This window comes from Streptomyces sp. NPDC058678 (assembly GCF_042714835.1).
GTDB lineage: Bacteria > Actinomycetota > Actinomycetes > Streptomycetales > Streptomycetaceae > Streptomyces.
Genome location: NZ_JBHXSG010000052.1, coordinates 49943 through 68504, shown reverse-complemented (window position 1 = coordinate 68504; position 18562 = coordinate 49943). Strand labels below are relative to the sequence as shown.

15 protein-coding genes, 3 tRNA genes and 1 pseudogene are annotated in these 18562 nt (G+C 70.3%); 13 read left to right on the top strand and 6 right to left on the bottom strand.

Annotation, left to right across the window (positions count from 1 at the left end; all coding sequences use genetic code 11):
• Positions 1-204, top strand: a pseudogene (locus tag ACFWWR_RS35625) (hypothetical protein); the annotation flags it as partial.
• A 557-nt stretch (positions 205-761) separates the two neighbouring features.
• On the top strand, positions 762-968 hold the full coding sequence (gene bldC, locus ACFWWR_RS35620) for a developmental transcriptional regulator BldC (protein ID WP_003949541.1): 207 nt from the start codon (positions 762-764) through the stop codon (positions 966-968).
• A gap of 461 nt (positions 969-1429) precedes the next feature.
• On the opposite strand, the gene ACFWWR_RS35615 is transcribed toward bldC, so the two are convergent.
• The 5 genes from ACFWWR_RS35615 to ACFWWR_RS35595 form a co-directional block, all read right to left on the bottom strand.
• Positions 1430-1621: a DUF6274 family protein gene (locus ACFWWR_RS35615; RefSeq protein ID WP_383862720.1), complete on the bottom strand. Its 192-nt coding sequence runs from the start codon at positions 1619-1621 to the stop codon at positions 1430-1432.
• A 168-nt stretch (positions 1622-1789) separates the two neighbouring features.
• Positions 1790-1864: transfer RNA gene (locus ACFWWR_RS35610), tRNA-Asp, on the bottom strand.
• A 94-nt stretch (positions 1865-1958) separates the two neighbouring features.
• Entirely contained in the window at positions 1959-5936 is a 3978-nt protein-coding gene (hrpA, locus tag ACFWWR_RS35605; RefSeq protein ID WP_384307673.1) for an ATP-dependent RNA helicase HrpA, read from the bottom strand.
• 109 nt (positions 5937-6045) lie between these two features.
• Positions 6046-6119: transfer RNA gene (locus tag ACFWWR_RS35600), tRNA-Phe, on the bottom strand.
• A gap of 24 nt (positions 6120-6143) precedes the next feature.
• Positions 6144-6218, bottom strand: a tRNA-Asp gene (locus ACFWWR_RS35595).
• Positions 6219-6511: 293 nt separating this feature from the next.
• On the opposite strand from ACFWWR_RS35595, the gene ACFWWR_RS35590 reads away from it, so the two are divergent.
• From ACFWWR_RS35590 to ACFWWR_RS35550, 9 genes are all read left to right on the top strand, one after another.
• Positions 6512-7063 carry an O-methyltransferase gene (locus ACFWWR_RS35590; protein ID WP_384307671.1) on the top strand — a complete coding sequence of 184 codons (552 nt, stop codon included), beginning with the start codon at positions 6512-6514 and terminating at the stop codon, positions 7061-7063.
• Between the two features lie 342 nt (positions 7064-7405).
• Complete coding sequence (locus ACFWWR_RS35585; RefSeq protein ID WP_383862727.1) at positions 7406-7774, top strand: hypothetical protein; 369 nt, start codon at positions 7406-7408, stop codon at positions 7772-7774.
• Positions 7774-9225 (top strand): FAD-binding oxidoreductase, encoded by a 1452-nt coding sequence (locus tag ACFWWR_RS35580; RefSeq protein ID WP_384307668.1) that lies wholly within the window; start codon positions 7774-7776, stop codon positions 9223-9225. The genes ACFWWR_RS35585 and ACFWWR_RS35580 overlap by 1 nt, the downstream gene beginning before the upstream one ends.
• Positions 9222-9995 (top strand): SDR family NAD(P)-dependent oxidoreductase, encoded by a 774-nt coding sequence (locus ACFWWR_RS35575; RefSeq protein ID WP_384307665.1) that lies wholly within the window; start codon positions 9222-9224, stop codon positions 9993-9995. The genes ACFWWR_RS35580 and ACFWWR_RS35575 overlap by 4 nt, the downstream gene beginning before the upstream one ends.
• A 116-nt stretch (positions 9996-10111) precedes the next feature.
• Entirely contained in the window at positions 10112-11341 is a 1230-nt protein-coding gene (locus tag ACFWWR_RS35570) for a cytochrome P450 (RefSeq protein WP_384307662.1), read from the top strand.
• Positions 11335-11550, top strand: coding sequence for a ferredoxin (locus ACFWWR_RS35565; RefSeq protein ID WP_384307660.1), 216 nt, complete (start codon positions 11335-11337; stop codon positions 11548-11550). The genes ACFWWR_RS35570 and ACFWWR_RS35565 overlap by 7 nt, the downstream gene beginning before the upstream one ends.
• Positions 11551-11633: 83 nt before the next feature.
• Positions 11634-12596 carry a GNAT family N-acetyltransferase gene (locus tag ACFWWR_RS35560; RefSeq protein ID WP_383862739.1) on the top strand — a complete coding sequence of 321 codons (963 nt, stop codon included), beginning with the start codon at positions 11634-11636 and terminating at the stop codon, positions 12594-12596.
• A gap of 63 nt (positions 12597-12659) precedes the next feature.
• Positions 12660-13499, top strand: coding sequence for an ester cyclase (locus tag ACFWWR_RS35555; RefSeq protein WP_383862742.1), 840 nt, complete (start codon positions 12660-12662; stop codon positions 13497-13499).
• Positions 13500-13536: 37 nt separating this feature from the next.
• Positions 13537-15195, top strand: a complete 1659-nt coding sequence (locus ACFWWR_RS35550) for an FAD-dependent oxidoreductase (protein ID WP_383862744.1) — start codon at positions 13537-13539, stop codon at positions 15193-15195.
• Positions 15196-15252: 57 nt separating this feature from the next.
• Here ACFWWR_RS35550 and ACFWWR_RS35545 read toward each other — a convergent pair whose 3' ends face one another.
• Complete coding sequence (locus ACFWWR_RS35545; RefSeq protein WP_383862747.1) at positions 15253-15741, bottom strand: MarR family winged helix-turn-helix transcriptional regulator; 489 nt, start codon at positions 15739-15741, stop codon at positions 15253-15255.
• Between the two features lie 117 nt (positions 15742-15858).
• On the opposite strand from ACFWWR_RS35545, the gene ACFWWR_RS35540 reads away from it, so the two are divergent.
• Both ACFWWR_RS35540 and ACFWWR_RS35535 read left to right on the top strand, forming a co-directional pair.
• Positions 15859-17403 carry an FAD-dependent monooxygenase gene (locus tag ACFWWR_RS35540; RefSeq protein WP_383862750.1) on the top strand — a complete coding sequence of 515 codons (1545 nt, stop codon included), beginning with the start codon at positions 15859-15861 and terminating at the stop codon, positions 17401-17403.
• Between the two features lie 161 nt (positions 17404-17564).
• Positions 17565-18509 carry a methyltransferase gene (locus ACFWWR_RS35535; protein ID WP_384307657.1) on the top strand — a complete coding sequence of 315 codons (945 nt, stop codon included), beginning with the start codon at positions 17565-17567 and terminating at the stop codon, positions 18507-18509.
• Positions 18510-18562: the final 53 nt, after the last annotated feature.

Sequence of the window (18562 nt, the reverse complement as noted above, 5' to 3'; positions counted from 1 at the left end):
CACCCGCGCTCGCTGGTGGAGCTGGACTACGGCGGCCTGGTGCACACGCTGCCGGCCGGCGAGCTGGAGGACGACCACTCGGCGGCCGACGTGGCCGAGGGCATCGCGGCGCTACGAAGCGGTGACGGGGTCACGGCGGGCGAGGCGTACGCGCGGCTCGTGGAGCGGTGGCGGTCGGTGCGGAACCGCCGGTCGGCCAACTGAACGTGCCGTAGGTCACGAACTGACGTTTGACCTGACGCCCGTTTTGGGGTTTCGTCCTCGGACCGAGGTATGTCCTCGGTATGTCCTGAGGTTTCGTCAACAAGGGATGTTGGTCCCGATCCGGGGCCTTTGCTGTCAAGCGTGACGGACCGCACGTACGCGGCCCTTGCGCCCCTTGCCCCTCCTCATGCCAAAATAGGACAAGGAGTCCGGGGGAACTCTGTCCGTCCCGTTCTGTCACAGCACGGGCGGAATCTCAGCATTGCACGCTTTGGGGGGTCTGATGACTCCTGATCGTCCTGTGACTGATCGTCACAGTGGCGTGACTGTCCGCTATGGCATGGTCCATCGGCTTCCGTCGCTGATGAACACCTGGAGGGGCAATTCCATCGGTTTGGCCGACGCGGCTGGACAGATGGTGTAGTTGTAGTGCCGAGGACAAGCCGTTCGTCCTATAACCGACTCGACTCGCGTCCGCCATTTCGGGCAACGCGGGTCAAGGTGCAGAATTTAGAGGAAAGAACCGAGAAGGTTCGGTTCATCCGAGGAGGCCGCTCATGACCGCTCGCACCCCTGATGCCGAGCCGCTGCTGACCCCGGCTGAGGTCGCCACGATGTTCCGCGTCGACCCGAAGACGGTCACGCGGTGGGCGAAGGCCGGCAAGCTCACATCCATCCGCACGCTCGGCGGGCATCGCCGTTACCGCGAGGCTGAGGTCCGCGCGCTGCTCGCGGGTATCCCGCAGCAGCGCAGCGAGGCCTGAACAACTGAATATCCGGGCAAAACCGGCAGGTCCCCCAACTTGCCGCGGCGTCCGGGCCCCTAGCTCCAAGCGACGCGGGCTCTGCCCCAACAGAGCTCACGCCCAAGCCCCTCCGGGCTTTCCAAGCAGTGACAGGGTGCGTCGTCGATCGCGCTGGACTCCGCCGGGTCCAGCGCGATCTTTTTTGTGTTCATGGCGTGGCCGGTGGGGCGGGTCTGTGAGCGGGCTTGTCGGAGTCTGGGGAGGGCTGTCGGATCTCCTGTGGGCGCCCGTCGGGCACTGGTGCAATTGCACATATTAAATTGACCAGTTGTAGGTGAGGCGTAAGTACCGCAGTTTCAAAAACTCATGCGGTGACACCCGTCACATGCCAGAGTCCTTGTTGCCACTGGCTCATGTGCGCTAGAGGAGGCACGCCTGCCACCGCCCCGCGGCGGAGCGGGTGTTGGGCCGGGCGACGGTCAGGCACTCGCCGGCCGCTCGCCCTCGACGCTCTCCTTCGGCGCCTGCGCGGCCCCTGGAGCGCCGTCCATCGCCAGCCGCAGCAGGCGATGGCAGATCGGGCAGTGACGCGTCAGATGGCGGTAGGAGGAAGCGGCCGACAGATGGGCACGGAGCAATGCCCGAGTCTCGTGCCTGACCGATGCCGCCATACCCCACCTCCAGGGGGCCGCACGGAAGCGGGCCCTGGTTTCTGGGTACCGAGCGAAAGTGACGGCGTCAAGACCGCAGGGGGCCGCGAGGAGCCGCAAGAGGCCGCAAGGAGCCGGGAAACGCAGGAGAGCCCGGGTCCGAAGACCCGGGCTCTCTGTTCTTCACTGCGGTCCTGACGGGATTTGAACCCGCGGCCTCCACCTTGACAGGGTGGCGAGCACTCCAAACTGCTCCACAGGACCAGGTTTCGCAGTGCGATTCCTGCGTTGCGCTGCGAGAAGAGACTGTACAGGAGGGTGAGCCCGCTGGTCGAACTCACCCGCTGTGAAACCGTCGTTACGGCACGGCCGCGTCGATCGCCTTCACGATCCGCTTGTCGGAGACGGGGTACGCCGTGCCGAGGGCGTGGGCGAAATAGCTCACGCGGAGCTCCTCGATCATCCAGCGGATGTCCAGGACCGAGGAGGGGACCGGGCGGCCCTGGGGCATCTGCTCGAGCAGCCAGGCGTACTCGTCCTGCATCTCGTGGACCTTCTCCATGCGGGTGGTGTCCCGCTGGACGCCGGTCGGCATCTGCTGGAGCCGGCGGTCCGCGGCCACCAGGTAGCGCATGAGGTCGGGGAGACGCCGTACGCCCGCCTCCGTCACGAAGCCGGGCTTCACGAGGGCGTCCAGCTGCCTCCGTACGTCCTGGAGGTTCGCCAGCAGCACAGGGCTCCGGACGGTCTTCAGGCGGCGCTCACAGGCCTGCCAGGCGGCAAGGACCTGTTCCACCTGACCGACCGCACGGACCGTCGTGTCGACGATCTCCGCCCGCACCTTGTCGTACAGCTTCCGGTACGACTCCTCGTCCCACACCGGCCCCCCGAAGTCGCCGATCAGCTTGTCCGCCGCCGCCATCGCGCAGTCGTCGAACAGCGCCTGGACCGAGCCGTGCGGATTCGCGGACAGGGCGAGCTTCTGGGCGTTCGTCAGACGGTCGCTCGCGAACTTCGCCGGGTTGACCGGGATGTTGCGCATGATGAGCCGCCGCATGCCCTTCCACATGGCCGCCGCCTGCTCGGCCTCCGTGTCGAAGAGCCGTACGGAGACGGTGTTCGCCTTCGGCCCGTCGTCGACCAGCGCCGGGTACGCCTTCACCGGCTGGCCGGCGCGGCGGGTCTCGAAGACGCGGGTGAGGGAGCCGATCGTCCAGTCGGTGAGGCCCTTGCGCTCCAGGGACTCGCCGCCCTGCCGCTCGGCGGTGGCGGCAGCGGCCTGCGAGAGGGCCTGCCGTGCCTTCGGCTTCAGCTGGAGCTTCAGCGCCTCCAGGTCCTTGTCCTCGGCCAGGTTGCGGCGGCGCTCGTCGACGATCCGGAAGGTGATGCGGAGGTGCTCGGGGACCCGGGACCAGTCGAAGTCGTCGGCAGTGAAGGGGACACCGACCATGCGCTTGAGCTCACGTGCCATCGTCGTGGTGAGCGGCTCCTGCAGTGGGGCGGCCGTGTCCAGGAACCGCTTCGCGAAGTTCGGCGCCGGCACGTAGTTGCGGCGGATCGGCTTCGGGAGGGACCGGATCAGCTCGGTGACCAGCTCTTCCCGCAGGCCCGGGATCTGCCAGTCGAAGCCCTCGTCGGTGACCTGGTTGAGGACCTGGAGCGGGATGTGGACGGTCACACCGTCGGCGTCCGCGCCCGGCTCGAACTGGTACGTCACCCGGAACTTGAGCGGCCCCTGCCGCCACGAGTCCGGATAGTCGTCCTTGGTGACGGCCTCCGCCGACTCCCGGATGAGCATCTCCCGCTCGAAGTCGAGGAAGTCGGGCTGCTCGTGCCGCTTGTGCTTCCACCAGGAGTCGAAGTGGGCGCCGGACACGACGTGTTCGGGCACCCGCCCGTCGTAGAAGTCGAAGAGCGTGTCGTCGTCGACCACGATGTCCCGCCGCCGCGCGCGGTGCTCCAGCTCCTCGACCTCGCTGAGGAGTTTGCGGTTGTCGGCGAAGAACTTGTGGTGCGTGCGCCAGTCGCCCTCGACCAGGGCGTTGCGGATGAAAAGCTCGCGGGAGGTCTCCGGGTCGATCCGGCCGTAGTTGACCTTGCGCTGGGCGATGATCGGGACGCCGTAGAGCGTGACCTTCTCGTACGCCATCACCGCGGCCTGGTCCTTCTCCCAGTGCGGTTCGCTGTACGTGCGCTTCAGCAGGTGCTCGGCGAGGGGTTCGACCCACTCGGGCTCGATCTTGGCGTTGACGCGGGCCCAGAGACGGGAGGTCTCCACCAGCTCCGCGGACATCACGAAGCGCGGCTGCTTCTTGAAGAGGGCCGAGCCCGGGAAGATCGCGAACTTGGCACTCCGCGCGCCCAGGTACTCGTTCTTGTTGCCGTCCTTCACGTCCTTCATGCCGACGTGCGAGAGCAGACCGGCGAGGAGGGAGACGTGGACGCTCTGGCCAGCCGCGTCCTCCTCGTTCGGATGGACGCCCATCTGCTTGGCGACGGTCCGCAGCTGCGAGTAGATGTCCTGCCACTCGCGGATGCGCAGGAAGTTCAGGTACTCCTGCTTGCACATGCGCCGGAAGGACGAGGACCCTCGCTCCTTCTGCTGCTCACGGACGTACCGCCACAGGTTGAGATAGGCGAGGAAGTCGCTCGTCTCGTCCCGGAACCGGGCGTGCTGCTGGTCGGCCTGGGTCTGCTTGTCGGCGGGGCGCTCGCGCGGGTCCTGGATGGACAGCGCGGCCGCGATCACCATGACCTCGCGGACACAGCCGTTCTTGTCGGCCTCCAGGACCATGCGCGCGAGGCGCGGGTCGACGGGGAGCTGTGCGAGTTTGCGGCCGGTGTCCGTGAGCCGCTTGCGTGCGTCCTTCTGCGCCGGGTCCAACGCCCCCAGTTCCTGCAGGAGCTGCACGCCGTCGCGGATGTTGCGGTGGTCGGGCGGGTCGATGAACGGGAACTTCTCGATGTCGCCGAGGCCGGCGGCGGTCATCTGCAGGATGACGGACGCCAGGTTGGTCCGGAGGATCTCGGCGTCGGTGAACTCGGGCCGGGCGAGGAAGTCGTCCTCGGAGTACAGCCGGATGCAGATGCCGTCGCTGGTCCGCCCGCAGCGGCCCTTGCGCTGGTTGGCGCTGGCCTGCGAGATCGCCTCGATGGGGAGCCGCTGGACCTTGGTGCGGTGGCTGTAGCGGGAGATGCGGGCGAAGCCGGGGTCGATGACGTACTTGATGCCCGGGACGGTGAGGGAGGTCTCGGCGACGTTGGTGGCCAGAACGATCCTGCGCCCGGTGTGCTGCTGGAAGACGCGATGCTGCTCGGCGTGCGAGAGCCGGGCGTAGAGGGGAAGCACCTCGGTGAACCGGTACTTCCTCTTCTCCAGCGCGTCCGCGGTGTCGCGGATCTCCCGCTCCCCCGAGAGGAAGACGAGGATGTCGCCCTTGCCCTCGGCCTGGAGCTCCTCGACGGCGTCGCAGATCGCGGTGATCTGGTCGCGGTCGGAATCGTCGGAGTCGTCTTCGAGGAGGGGCCGGTAGCGCACTTCCACGGGATACGTCCGCCCGCTGACCTCGACGATCGGGGCGTCGCCGAAGTGCCGGGAGAAGCGCTCGGGATCGATGGTCGCCGAGGTGATGACGACCTTCAGATCCGGCCGCTTGGGCAGCAGCTGGGCGAGGTACCCCAGCAGGAAGTCGATGTTGAGGGACCGCTCGTGGGCCTCGTCGATGATGATCGTGTCGTAGGCGAGCAGCTCGCGGTCGGTCTGGATCTCGGCGAGCAGGATGCCGTCCGTCATCAGCTTGACGAAGGTGGCCTGCGGGTTCACCTGGTCGGTGAACCGCACCTTCCAGCCGACGGCTTCGCCCAGAGGCGTGTCGAGCTCTTCCGCGACCCGCTCGGCGACGGTACGGGCGGCGATACGACGGGGCTGGGTGTGCCCGATCATGCCCCTGACGCCGCGCCCCAGCTCGAGACAGATCTTGGGGATCTGGGTGGTCTTCCCGGACCCGGTCTCACCGGCGACGATCACGACCTGGTGATCACGGATGGCCTCCGCGATCACGTCCTTCTTCTGGCTGACCGGCAGCTGCTCGGGATAGCTCACCGCGGGCACCCGCCCGCGCCGCGCACTTATCCGCTCCTCGGCCTTCGCCACCTCCGCCTCGATCTCGTCGAGAACGGCGGCGCGAGCCTCCGGCTTACGGATCCGGCGCGCACCTTCGAGCCTGCGCCCGAGCCGGTGCGCGTCGCGCAGGGCCAGCTCGGTCAGGCGGGGGGCGAGAGCGCCGAGGTCAGGGGTGCCCGGAGCGGAGGCGCCGGGGGCGGGGTGCGTAGACATACGCGGTCCAGGATCTCATCCCGGGGATTTTCGTGGCGAACGCTTTTGCGTCCGTCGTACGAGTGCGACGTACAAGAAGGCCCCGATCCGAAGATCGGGGCCTTGGTTGTGGCTGGGGCCGGGGTCGAACCGGCGACCTATCGCTTTTCAGGCGATCGCTCGTACCAACTGAGCTACCCAGCCACGAGGTTTCCGAGGAAACCTCAGCGGTCCTGACGGGATTTGAACCCGCGGCCTCCACCTTGACAGGGTGGCGAGCACTCCAAACTGCTCCACAGGACCTTGCTGTTGTGCGAACCGGTGTACCCAGTGTCCCACAAGGTTTCGCGTGTCCCCACCGAGTTTCCGCCGCTCTCACTGGTGAGTGCGGAGGGGTTCGTCAGCTGGGGTGACGTCGCTGGAGCAGCGTATCAGAGGATGAGCTGGGCCCTGAAAACGAGCCGGGTGCGGGGGGCTGGAAGGCGGCTGGAGGCTCGCTCGGGGCGTGGTCCAGGGACGTCGCCCGTGGGGGCGGGGTCTGGAACGCTCGGCCGGGAGATCTCGAATGTCTCGACACTCGTGACGGGGAGTTCCGCATGCCCGATGCCGCATGTTCCACCGCGTCTTCCACCGAAGCCCACGCCGTCCCTTCCCGCGAAGCCGGCACCGCGACCCTTCTCCGGCAGTTGGTGCTGGCGGCCGGGCCGCTCAATGTGCTCCAGGCCGGCTGTCCGGCCGAGTCGTCCACCGCGTGGATCGCGGCGGCGCTGCGGGAGAACGGGAGGGGCCGGGTCGTGTGCTGCGAGCCGGACACCGTACGGGCCGAGGTGGCCGCGGCGGCGGTCGAGAAGGCAGGGCTCGGACCGTACGCGCAGGTGCGGGTGGGCAGTCCGGAGCGGTTGCTGCCGGCTGTTCCCGGGCCGGTCGACCTGCTGGTGCTCGGCGGTCCGCCGGAGTCCTTCCTGACACTGCTGAAGCTGGTGGAGCCCAGGATGCTGCCGGGGGCGGTGGTGGTGGCGTACGGCGTCTGTGACGTTCCGGCGCGGGGCGCGGAGTTCCTGACCCACATCCGGGTTCCCGGCAGCGGCTACGTCTCGCTGCCGCTGCCCTTCGACGGCGGCGTGGAGATGGCCGTCTGCGCGGCCTGACCCGCCCGAGGACTCAGGACTCACACCAAGGAGCGTCGTGTCCCTTCGTCCGTTCAATCCCGAAGTCCTGCCCGACGGACATCCCGACAAGGGTGTCCGCGAGGACCGCGGCACCGTGCTGGGCGCCGTGTGGCGAGGGCTGGTGCGTTACTTCCTGGAGCCCGTGTACCGGGCTCTGGTCGCTTTCGGGTCCATGCATGTGGCCGGCCTGTGGCATCCGGAGTTCGGCCCCGTGTCCCGTCCTCCGGAGGACGGGCCGCCCACCTACAGAGCGTCTCGAGCGCCTCTCCAGAGCGGGCCGGAAGCCTGGCCGCAACATCCCACTTCCCGAGGAGAACTGTGATGAGCGACGCACGTCTGGTCGGTACCTGGACCACGCAGCTGGACGACGACGGAAAGGCCGTCCCCGGACTCGTCTCCTTCTCGTCGGACGGCTCGGTCGTCTCCACCCAGCTCAACACCAAGAACATCGGCCTCGGCACCTGGCGCTCCACGGGCCCCGACACCTTCGAGTACGGCTTCCACATCCTGGCCGCCGACCCCGAGGGCAAGCACGTCGGGGAGGCACATGTCCGGGTGTCGGGGGAGTTCGTCTCGGACACCGAGTGGCAGGGCACCGGCGGTGCGGAGTTCTTCGACCCGCAGGGCACCAAGCTGCGTGGCCACGCGGGCTCCAAGGTGACCGCCGGCAAGTTCGGCATCGACGACTGATGCGGGCGGCGGCGCTGCGGGACCGTATCGGCGGCGAGCTGGTCCTGCCGGACGATGCGGGCTTCGCCCTGGCCAGACAGATCCAGAACACCGAGTACGACACGATCGAGCCGCACGCCGTCGCGTACTGCGCCTCCGAGCGGGACGTAGCGCTCTGTGTGCGCCATGCCCGGGACCAGGGGCTGCGATTGCACGTCCGGGGCGGCGGCCACAGCTTCAACGGCTGGTCGACGGGCGAGGGGCTGGTCGTCGACCTGTCCCGGATGAACCACGCCGTGGCTGAGGGGACCACGGTGCGGCTCGGGGCGGGCGTCCAGTCGCTGGACGCGCTGGACGCCCTGCGGACCCAGGGTCGGCAGATCGTCACCGGGACGTTTCCCACGGTCAGTGCGGGCGGGTTTCTGACCGGCGGCGGGATCGGCTGGCAGACGAGGAGCTTCGGGCTGGGCAGTGACCGGGTCACCGCGGCGCGCGTGGTGCTCGCGGACGGCAGGACCGTGCGCTGCTCGGCCACCGAGGAACCCGATCTGTACTGGGCGCTGCGCGGCGGCGGAGGAGGCACCTTCGGGGTCGTCACCGAGTTCGAGGTGTCCCCGGTCGACGCGGCCGTGCTGACCGGGTTCGAGACGCTCTGGGCGTACGAGGACGCCGTGGAGGTGCTGACGGCCTGGCAGGAGTGGGCCGCGGACGGGCCGGACGAGCTCGGCACCTCACTGGTGGTGCTGCCCGGCATGTTCGGGCCCGGCGGGCGTCCCGTGGTCCGGGTCTGGGGGGTGCACCTGGGGACGGCGGAGCACGTGCGGGCCGCCCTGGACGAACTGGCGGAACGGGCCGGGAGCAAGCCGCTGAGCAGGACGGTCGGCCCGCGGGGCGACTATGCCGAGGTGATGCACGAGGCGCTGTGCGGTTCCCAGACCGTGGCCCAGTGCCATCGCACCGGTACCGGGCCCGAGGCCGAGGGGCACCGGCATCCGTACACCCGGCAGAGCTACCGGCTGACCGGCCGGGCCGCGACCCGTGCGGAGTCGGCGGCGCTGCTCGACGCGTGGGATCCCACGCTGGACGCCGCGGGCCAGGAACGCTACCTGCTGTGCATCGCGCTCGGCGGCGCGGCGAACCGGGTGCCGAGGACCGCGACCGCCTACGCCCACCGGGACGCGCGGTTCCTGATCGGCTACCAGTTCGCCTGCCGTGACGCGGCGACGGACCCGGCGGCACCGGCGCGGCTGACCGCCCTGTCCGACCGCGCGGCGGGGGCCCTGGCGCCGCTCGCCTGCGGCTCGTACATCAACTTCCCCAGTTCCCGGGTGGGTGAGGACTGGGAGACGGAGTACTTCGGGGAGAACCGGGTCCGGCTGCGCGAGGTGAAGCGGGCCTACGACCCGGAGGACTTCTTCCGGCACACCCAGAGCATCGGCCACAGTGCCCCGACGACCGAGGTGGAGTCATGAGGACGGATCTGCGGAACAAGGTGGTGCTGGTCACCGGCGCCTCCTCGGGCATCGGCCGGGCGACGGCAGTGGCGTACGGGGAGGAGGGGGCCAGGGTCGCGATCACGTACCACTCGAACGAGGACGGTGCCCGGGAGACGGCACGGCTGGTGACCGAGGCGGGTGGCACGCCGCTGGTGGTGCGCTACGACCTCGCGGACGAGCGGTGCATGCGGGAGGCGGTGGAGCGGGTCGCCGAGGAGTGGGGCGGCATCGACGTGCTGGTGGCCAACGCGGTCGTGTGGAGCGAGGCGATTCCGCGTCCCGGGAGGCCGGTGCCGCGCTTCGAGGACGTGCCGGCGAAGCAGTGGCAGGAGGTGCTGCGCAACTCCGTCGAGGCGGTGTTCCACACCCTGCAGGCGGTGCTGCCGTGGATGCGCGAGCGCCCGTGGGGCCGGGTCGTGCTGCTCGGCGCGGGCCTCGCGGACACCGGCAAGGCGGGCGCGGGAGCGTACGGCGCGGGCAAGTCCGCGCTGTTCGGGCTGATGCGGAGTCTGGCCTGGGAACTGGGGCCCGAGGGGATTCTGGTCAACATGGTGGTGCCGGGCCAGACCAGCACCGAGACCGTTCGCGCGCACGTGCCGCCCGGCTTTCTGGAGGAGAAGGGCAGGAGCCTGCCGTCGGGGCGGATGTCGGCGCCGGAGGACGTGGCCCGCGCCGTCGTCTTCCTCGGCTCGGCCGCCAACGGCAACACCAACGGCGAGACGCTTCGGGTGACGGGCGGAGCCTGAACGAGGCTCCGCCGTCACGCCGTACCGAGCCCCGTCGCCTCCAGGGATCTTCCAAACGTCCTCAAGAGCGGCGGGGCGCAATGGCCTGTGTCGGGAACCGACCCAGGAGGCACACCATGACGCAGACCATCAGGCCGGACGCGGGGACCGAGGCGCCGGCCTATCCGATGGCCCGGGCCTGCCCCTACCAGATGCCCGTCGGCTACGGGGAGTTGCGCGAGCGCGGGCCCCTCACCAAGGTCACGCTCTACGACGGACGCCAGGTGTGGCTGGTCACCGGCAACGAGGTGGGCCGGGCCCTGTTCCCGGATCCGCGGCTGTCCTCCGACGTCCTGCATCCCGGCTTCCCGTTCCTGGCCCCGCGTATCGCCGCCCAGACGCAGCAGCGGGCCGCGCCCCCGCTGGTCGGTGTGGACGATCCCGAGCACGGCCGCCAGCGACGCATGGTGATCCCGGGCTTCGGTATCCGGCGGGTCGCCGGACTGCGCCCCGAGATCGAGCGGATCGCCGAGGCTCTGATCGACGAGATGCTCGACCGGGGCAGCCCCGCCGAACTGCTGTCCCAGTACGCGCTTCCGCTGCCCTCGGCCGTGATCTGCGCCCTGCTCGGGGTGCCGTTCGAGGACCGCGGATACTTCGACGAGCGGTCCCGGCACGTGCTGTCCTCCTCGGGTGAGGGCGAGGCGGAGGTGGCCCGTACGGCCTTCACCGAGATCCTGGCCTATCTGTACGACCTGATCGTGAAGAAGGAGAAGCAGCCGGGCGACGGCCTGATCGACGAACTGATCGCCCATCAGCTGTCCGAGGGCTCGGTCGACCGCCAGGAACTGGCGATGATCTGCTCGCTGCTGCTCGTCTCGGGGCACGAGACCACCTCGAACATGATCGCGCTGGGGACCGTGACGCTCCTCGAACATCCCGATCAGCTGGCGCTGTTGCGGGCGGACGAGTCCCTGCTGCCGGGCGCTGTCGAGGAGTTGATGCGTTTCACTTCCATCGGCGACGTGCTGATGCGGGTGGCGGCCGAGGACATCGACATCGCGGGGCGGACCATCACGGCCGGTGACGGCGTGGCCATGTCAACCATGCTGATGAACCGGGACCCCCGGGCCTGGGAGGACCCCGACTCCTTCGACGTCCGGCGCTCCGCCGGACGCCATGTCGCCTTCGGCTACGGCATCCACCAGTGCATCGGCCAGAACCTGGCCCGCGCGGAGATGGAGATCGCTTTTCGCACCCTCTTCCGGCGCATCCCGGGCCTGCGGGTTCCGCTGCGCTCCGACCAACTGCCCTTGAACGCCCCGTACGTGCTGCAGGGAGTCGCCGAACTCCCCGTCGAATGGTGAGTGAGGGGTCAGGTATGGGCATCAGTGTCGCGACGGACCGGTGTATCGGTGCCGCCATGTGTGCCATGACGGCCCCCGAGGTGTTCACCCAGGACGAGGACGGCGTGGGGCAGCTGCTGCCGGGCGGCGCCGAACAGGCCGGTGATCCCCTGGTGGAGGAGGCGGCCCGGGCCTGCCCGGTGCAGGCCATCACCCTGCACGACGAGTGAGCCGAACCGGCCCGCCTCCGCGCTCGTGCGCCGTCGAGTTCTCCTCGACGGTGCTTCGAGAGGGACGGGACACGGTGTGGCGCATGGAGATTCGTAGCCTTGACGGCGATGAGCCGGCGACCATCGCCGCCCTGCTTCCCGGGTTCCGGGAGACCATGAGCCGGGAACTGCCCGGCGATCCGCCGGTGACTGAGGCGCTGCTCGCGCGGCTGTTCCAGCGGCGGCACGGGACGGAGCGGATCGTGCTCGTCGCGTTCGACGGGGACACCCCGGCCGGTGTGCTGAAGCTGGGTCTCGACCTGGGGGATCCGGACGGGCCGGGGCACGGTTCGCTGTGGGTGTTTCCCGGCTTCCGGCGGCGTGGGGCCGGGCGGGCCCTGGCGGCCGCGGGGCTGACGGCTCTGCGGGAGCGGGGACGGACGCTGTTGCTGGCCGACGCCCCCAGGGCGGCGGCCGGTGAGCGCTTCGCGGCGGAGCTCGGGGCGGACCTCGTCGGCGAGAGCGTGCGCAACCGGCTGCGGCCGACCGGCCCCGCCCGTGCGGTGTTGGAGGCCGCGGTGGCCCAGCCGGTGCCCGGGTACCGGCTGGTTTCGTGGCACGGGCCCTGCCCCGACGACCTCGTCGAGTCCTACGCGCGGGCCTGGAGCGGCCTGGAGGAGCGGGTCAACGGCCAGGCCCGGCTGCGGCGTCCGTCCGCGGGCGACGTACGGGCGCGAGAGGCCGAGGCGGAGCGGGCCGGACACCTGCCGCACGTGGTGGCGGCGCTGCCCGAGCACGGCACCGCGATCGTCGCGTACAGCACCTTGTTCGTGCGGGACAGCCCGATGGCGGACGCCGGCGAGACGCTGGTGCTGCCGCAGCACCGGCGGCGGGGCCTGGCCACCTGGCTGAAGGCCGAACTGCTGCTGGGCGCGGCCCGGGAGAACGGCCGCCTCGCGCTGGTCCAGGTCTTCAACGACACCGCCAACACGGCCGTCGTCGCGCTGAACAAGAAGCTCGGCTTCGAGGCCGACTCCTACTGGTCGACGTACGCGCTCAAGGCCTGAGCGCCCAACGGGCCGTCGTCGCCGGCCGTACCCCGCTGTTTCGAGCCGATCCGAGAGGAACCCATGACCACTGTGAGCCCCGCCGGCCAGCGCACACGCAACGCCGAGCTGGTCCGCGATCTGTACGGGACGCTCTACCGCGAGCACCGTTTCGAGGAGGCCGGCCGTTTCTTCCATGCCGACTTCACCGAGCACGACCCGATGGACCGGAAGGCACCGGACAGTGAGTTCCGGGGGCTGCGCGCGGACATCGACCATCTGGTCGCCGACCACGACCGGGTGATGCTGTTCGCCACCTGGACCGGACGCACCCGGGCGGGAGCCGAGCTCAGGCTGCACACCGCCGAGTTGTACCGCCTGCGGGACGGCCGGGTCGCCGAGCACTGGAACGTGGTCGACCGGGACGTGCTCGCCGCGCACGGCGTGGACTGCGGTCCGCAGCAGAGCGGTCAGCCGGCCGCGCCCGGGCTGCACGGACCGCACAGCGACACCGAGCGGGCCAACGCGGAGCTGGTGCTCGGCGCCTACCGCGACGTCTTCAGCGAACACCGGCTGGACCTCGCCGAGCGCTACTACCACCAGGACTACCGGCACCACAACATGCGTACGGACGCGGTGCCGGACGGGCTCGACGCGTTCAAGGCGTTCTTCGCGGACAACCTCGCGGCCTTCCCCGACCTGGTCACCACCGTGGACCACCTCGTCGCCGCCGACGACCGGGTGATGGTCTTCGTGACCTGGACCGGCACGCTCACCGGCGCCTGGAGCGGTGGCGGCCCCTCCGGTCTGCCCCTCGAGATGCGCACCTGCGACCAGTTCCGGATCGAGAACGGGAAGGTGGCCGAGCACTGGGAGGTCGTCGACTACCTCGCGCTCGGCAAGGCCGGACTTCCGACTCCGTGAGCAGGACCGACGTCCGTACCGAGAGAGGGATCGCGCGATGACTCCGAGTTCCAGCCACGCACCCGTACCGAACGTATCCGTACCGAACGCGCCCGTGCTGATCGTCGGCGGAAGTCTGGTCGGGCTGTCCACCGCCCTCTTCCTCGCCCGACACGGGGTCCGCTGCACCCTGGTGGAACGCCATCCGGGCACCTCCATCCATCCGCGGGCGGTCGGCTACTACCCGCGCACCGGGGAACTGCTGCGTCAGGCCGGGATCGAGGAGGCAGCCGTACGGGAGGCCGCGGGCTTCGCGACGCACCGTACCCGGGCCGGGGTGACCTCCCTGGCGGGTGAGGTGCTGTTCAGCAAGGAGGAGTTGGAGGGCGGCGACGAGCTCGGCGACCTCACCCCGTCCCGGCTGCTCCTGCTGCCGCAGGACCGGCTGGAGCCGCTGCTGCGGGACCGTGCCGTCGAACTCGGCGCCGACCTCCGGTTCGGTACCGAACTGCTGTCCTTCTCGGAGGACCCGGACGGGGTCACCGCCGTCCTCGGTGACGGGGCCGGCACCAGCACCTTCCGCAGCTCCTACCTGGTCGCCTGCGACGGGCCGCGCAGCACCGTCCGGGAGGCACTGAAGGTGCCCCGGCAGGGGCGCGGGGTGCTGTCCCGCCATGTGAGCATCGCGTTCGGCGCGGATCTGCGGCCCGTGCTGGGGGAGCGCCGTTACAGCGTGGTCCATGTGAAGAATCCCCAGGTCACGGGGATCCTCGTCCATGACGACACGCTGACCGGGGGCACGCTGATCGTCGGGTACCGGCCCGAGGACGGGGAGAGCCTGGAGGACTTCACCGACGCCCGCTGCGCCGAGCTGGTGGGTGCCGCGATCGGAGCGCCCGGGGTCGAGGTGACGATCCGTTCCCGCTTCCCCTGGGACATGGCGGAGCAGGTCGCCGAGGGGTTCGTGCACGGGCGGGTGCTGCTCGCCGGGGACGCGGCCCATGTCGTGCCGCCGACCGGCGGTTACGGAGCCAACACCGGTATCGCCGACGCCCACAACCTCGCCTGGAAGCTCGCTCTGGTGGTCGACGGCGTCGCGGGGGCCGGCCTCGTCGAGACGTACGACGCCGAGCGGCGGCCCGTGGCGGTCTACACGGCCGAGCAGGGTTCCCTGCAGCTCGCCGTGCGGTCCGGAACCGCCACCCCGGAGCAGCAGGCCGCCGCGGCGGACGCGGTGACCGTGACGACGGGGCAGGCCTACCGGTCCGCCGCGGTCGTCGGGGAACCGGGGAGCGCGGACCTTCCGGTCGCCTCCGATCCGCGGGCGCTGCGCGGCGCGCCGGGGACCCGCGCGCCGTACGCGGAGCTGTCGCGCGGCGGTGAACCCGTCTCCACGCTCGACCTGTTCGGGCGTGACTTCGTGCTGCTGGTCGGGGAGCGCGGCCGGGAGTGGATGTCGGCCGCCGTCGCCGCCTCCGCGGACCTGGGGGTGAAGCTCTCCGCGCGGCGCGTGGTGCCGGGCTCGGGCGGCGGTGCCGGCACCCTGTCCGACCCGGACGGCAGCTGGTCCGAGCGCTACGGCGGGGTGCGCCCCGAGGGTGCCGTCCTGGTCCGCCCGGACGGTGTCGTCGCCTGGCGCTCGACGGGCGCGGACCCCGGCGGCGAGGAGACCGCGACGCTGACGGCGGTACTGCGGAGGGTCCTCGCACGGGGGTGAGGAGGCGGAAAAGGGTCCCGGCAGTGTGCCGGGGCCCGTTCCAGCGTCCAGGGGGGTTCAGGCGGAGCCCGGGTCGTTCTGCAGCTCGCCGACGGAATCGACGTACTTGATGAGCAGGCGGGCGAACTCGAGGCGTTCCTGCTCCGGCCAGTCCTGGGTGATGCGCTCGAAGGCCGCGCGCTGGTGGCGGCGGAAACGGACGAGCGTCTCGTTGCCCTCCGGGGTGAGCTGGAGGATCGTACGGCGGCCGTCGCGCTGTGAGGCCGCGCGGATCAGATAGCCGGCGGAGATGCAGTCGGAGACCATCCGGCTGGCCACGGAGGGGTCCACGGCCAGGCGTTCGCCCACCACGCCGACGGTGATCTCCTGGCCCTCCTCGTCGGGCCCGTCCTGAACGATGTTGAGGACCAGGGTCCTGGTGAAGTCCTTGCGGGACACCTGCTTCTCGACGTTCAGCGCCTGCGCGCGCCGCAGTCGAGAGAAGGCGGGGCCGACAGCGTCGAGCAGTTCCGCTGCCCGCGGCGGGGGCTGGGTCGAAGTGTCCATGTCCGCATTCTAAGCGAGTTGATTACGTCAGACGAGCATCTGTATGCTCTCAATCGACTGCATGACGTAAAGCATATACCTGCTGACGAACACATACCTGAGAGAGGGAATCCACTCATGCCCACCGAGACGTCCGATCGCGACTTCGAGATCGACTACGACCCCGACTTCGACTTCGATGTGCTCATCGTCGGCGGCGGCCCCGTCGGCATGCTGCTCGCCGCCGAACTCCGCATCTCCCGCGTCCGGGCCGTGGTGGTCGAGCGACTGCCCGAGCGCACCCCGCACTCCAAGGCCTTCGGCCTGCACGCCCGCTCCCTCGAGTCGCTCGACCGGCGCGGCCTGCTCAAACGGTTCCGCGAGGGCGCCCGCTCCTGGAACAACGGCCACTTCGCCGGCCTCGACGAATGGGTCGACTTCTCCACCCTCGACAGCGCGCACGGCTACGCCCTGCTCTCCGAGCAGACCAGGACCGAACGGCTCCTCGAGGAGCGCGCCACCGAGTTCGGCGCCGAGATCCGCCGGGGCCACGAGGTCACCGCGATACGCCAGACCGCCGACGGCGTCGAGGCCGAGGTGACCGGCCCCGACGGCGCCTACACCCTGCGCGCCCGGTACGCCGTGGGCTGCGACGGCGGGCGCAGCCTGGTCCGCCAGGAAGCCGGCATCGCCTTCCCGGGAACCGGCGGCCGGGTCACCGCCCGGCTCGGCGACGTGATCCTCACCGACCGTGAGAACGCACCCATGGGCATGGAGCGCACCGAGCGCGGCCTGCTGTTCTGCGTGCCGCTGGACGACACGTACCACCGGGTGTCCACCTTCGACTTCCAGGCGGAGCGGGAGCCGGGCGCGGAACTCACCCTGGACGAGCTGACCGCGAGCCTGCGCGAGGTCTGGGGCAGCGACCTCGGAGCGCACTCGCCGCGCTGGCTCTCCGTCTTCACCGACTCCGCGTGCCAGGCCGACCGCTACCGCGAGGGCCGGCTGCTGATCGCGGGCGACGCCGCCCACACCCACTTCCCGGTGGGCGGCCAGGGCGTCAACCTCGGCCTCCAGGACGTCTTCAACCTCGGCTGGAAGCTCGCCGCGACCGTGCACGGCTGGGCGCCCGAGGGGCTGCTCGACAGCTACGACCGTGAGCGTCAGGCGCCGGCCCGCAAGGTACTGGCCAACACCCGCGCGCAGATCGCGCTGATGAACCCGGACCCGTACGTCACCCCGCTGCGTGAGCTCTTCACCGACCTCATGCGCAAGGAGCAGGTGAACCGGTATCTCGCCGAGATGCTCAGCGGCGTCACCGTCCGGTACCCGATCGACGGCCCCGAGCACCGGCTGCTCGGCGACTTCGCCCGTGACCTGGAGCTGGACACCGAGGAGGGGACGAAGGCCCTGCCCTGGTTCCTGAAGCGCGGCACCGGTCTGCTGCTCGACCTGACCGGCGGGCCGGAGATCGGCCAGGTGTACGAGAAGTGGGCCGCGGGCGTCTCCTGGGCCGGACGGCTCCAGCACGTCCGGGCGGAGTGCGCCCAGGAACCGCAGCTGGCCGGTCTGCTGGTCCGCCCCGACGGCTATGTCGCCTGGGCCGCCGACCGGGACCTGCCGGAGGCCGACCTGCGCGAGTCGCTGAACACCGCCGTCTCCACGTGGTTCGGCACCGTCTGACGCCGGGCCGCCGGTCCTCACGCATCCCCCCTCCCCCCACAGGTCCCCATCCTTCATGAGAGGACGCAGTGAGCAGTTCCCCCAGCACCACGGCCGGAAATACCCCCACCAATCCCCCCTGGTCGCAGGAGTTACTGAGGAAGAGCGATCTGATCACCCCCATGGCGATCAGAGTGGCCGCCACGCTCGGACTCTCGGACCACATGGCGGCCGGAGCGGTCACCGTCGAGACGCTGGCCCACCAGGCGGACGTGGACCCCGTCGCGCTGGGCCGTCTCCTCGGTCACCTGGTGAACGCCGGGATCTACCGCCCGCTCCCCGAGGGAGGTTACGAACCGACTGAGCTCGGTGCCCTGCTGCGCGACGACGTCCCGGCCTCGGGCCGTGACTGGCTCCGGCTGGACGGTCCGACCGGCCGGGGTGAGGTCGCGGTGTTCCGGCTGCTCGACGCCGTGCGCTCGGGCACCCCCGTCTACTCCGCGCTGTACGGACAGGAGTTCTGGACGGACGTCGAGTCGGACGTCGCCCTCGCGGAGTCCTTCGCCCGGCGGATGGCGGCGAGCATGCGGTGGGTGATCCCCGAGCTGCTGGCGCAGGGCGGCTGGCAGGACGTACGGCATGTCGTCGACGTGGGCGGCGGCAGCGGCGACCTGCTCGCGGCCGTGGTCGGCGGTATCCCGGGTGCGAGGGGAACGCTCCTCGACCTGGAGGGGCCCGCGGCGGCGGCCGAGCGGGACTTCGCGGCCGCCGGGCTCCAGGAGCGGTGCCGCGCGGTGGTCGGCAGCTTCTTCGATCCGCTGCCCGCCGGCGGCGATGTGTATCTGCTGGCCAACGTCCTGCTGAACTGGCCCGACGAGCGGGCGGCCGAGATTCTTCGGCGCTGCGCCGAGGCCGTCGGCGCGGGCGGCCGGGTGATGGTCCTCGAAGGCCTGCTCGACGTGCAGACCGACCAGACCGATCTGGACCTGCGGATGCTCGTCTATCTGGGCGGGCGGATGCGCACCACCGATCAGCTGCGCGAGCTGGCGGCCAAGGCCGGGCTCTCCCTGCGCCGGGTGACCGCCCTGGGTCCGGTGCGCTCGCTCGTCGAGTTCGAAGCGGCGTGACCGCGGCGTCCCTCGGCGAGGCAGCCGGCTCCACCTACGCAACACCACCCCCC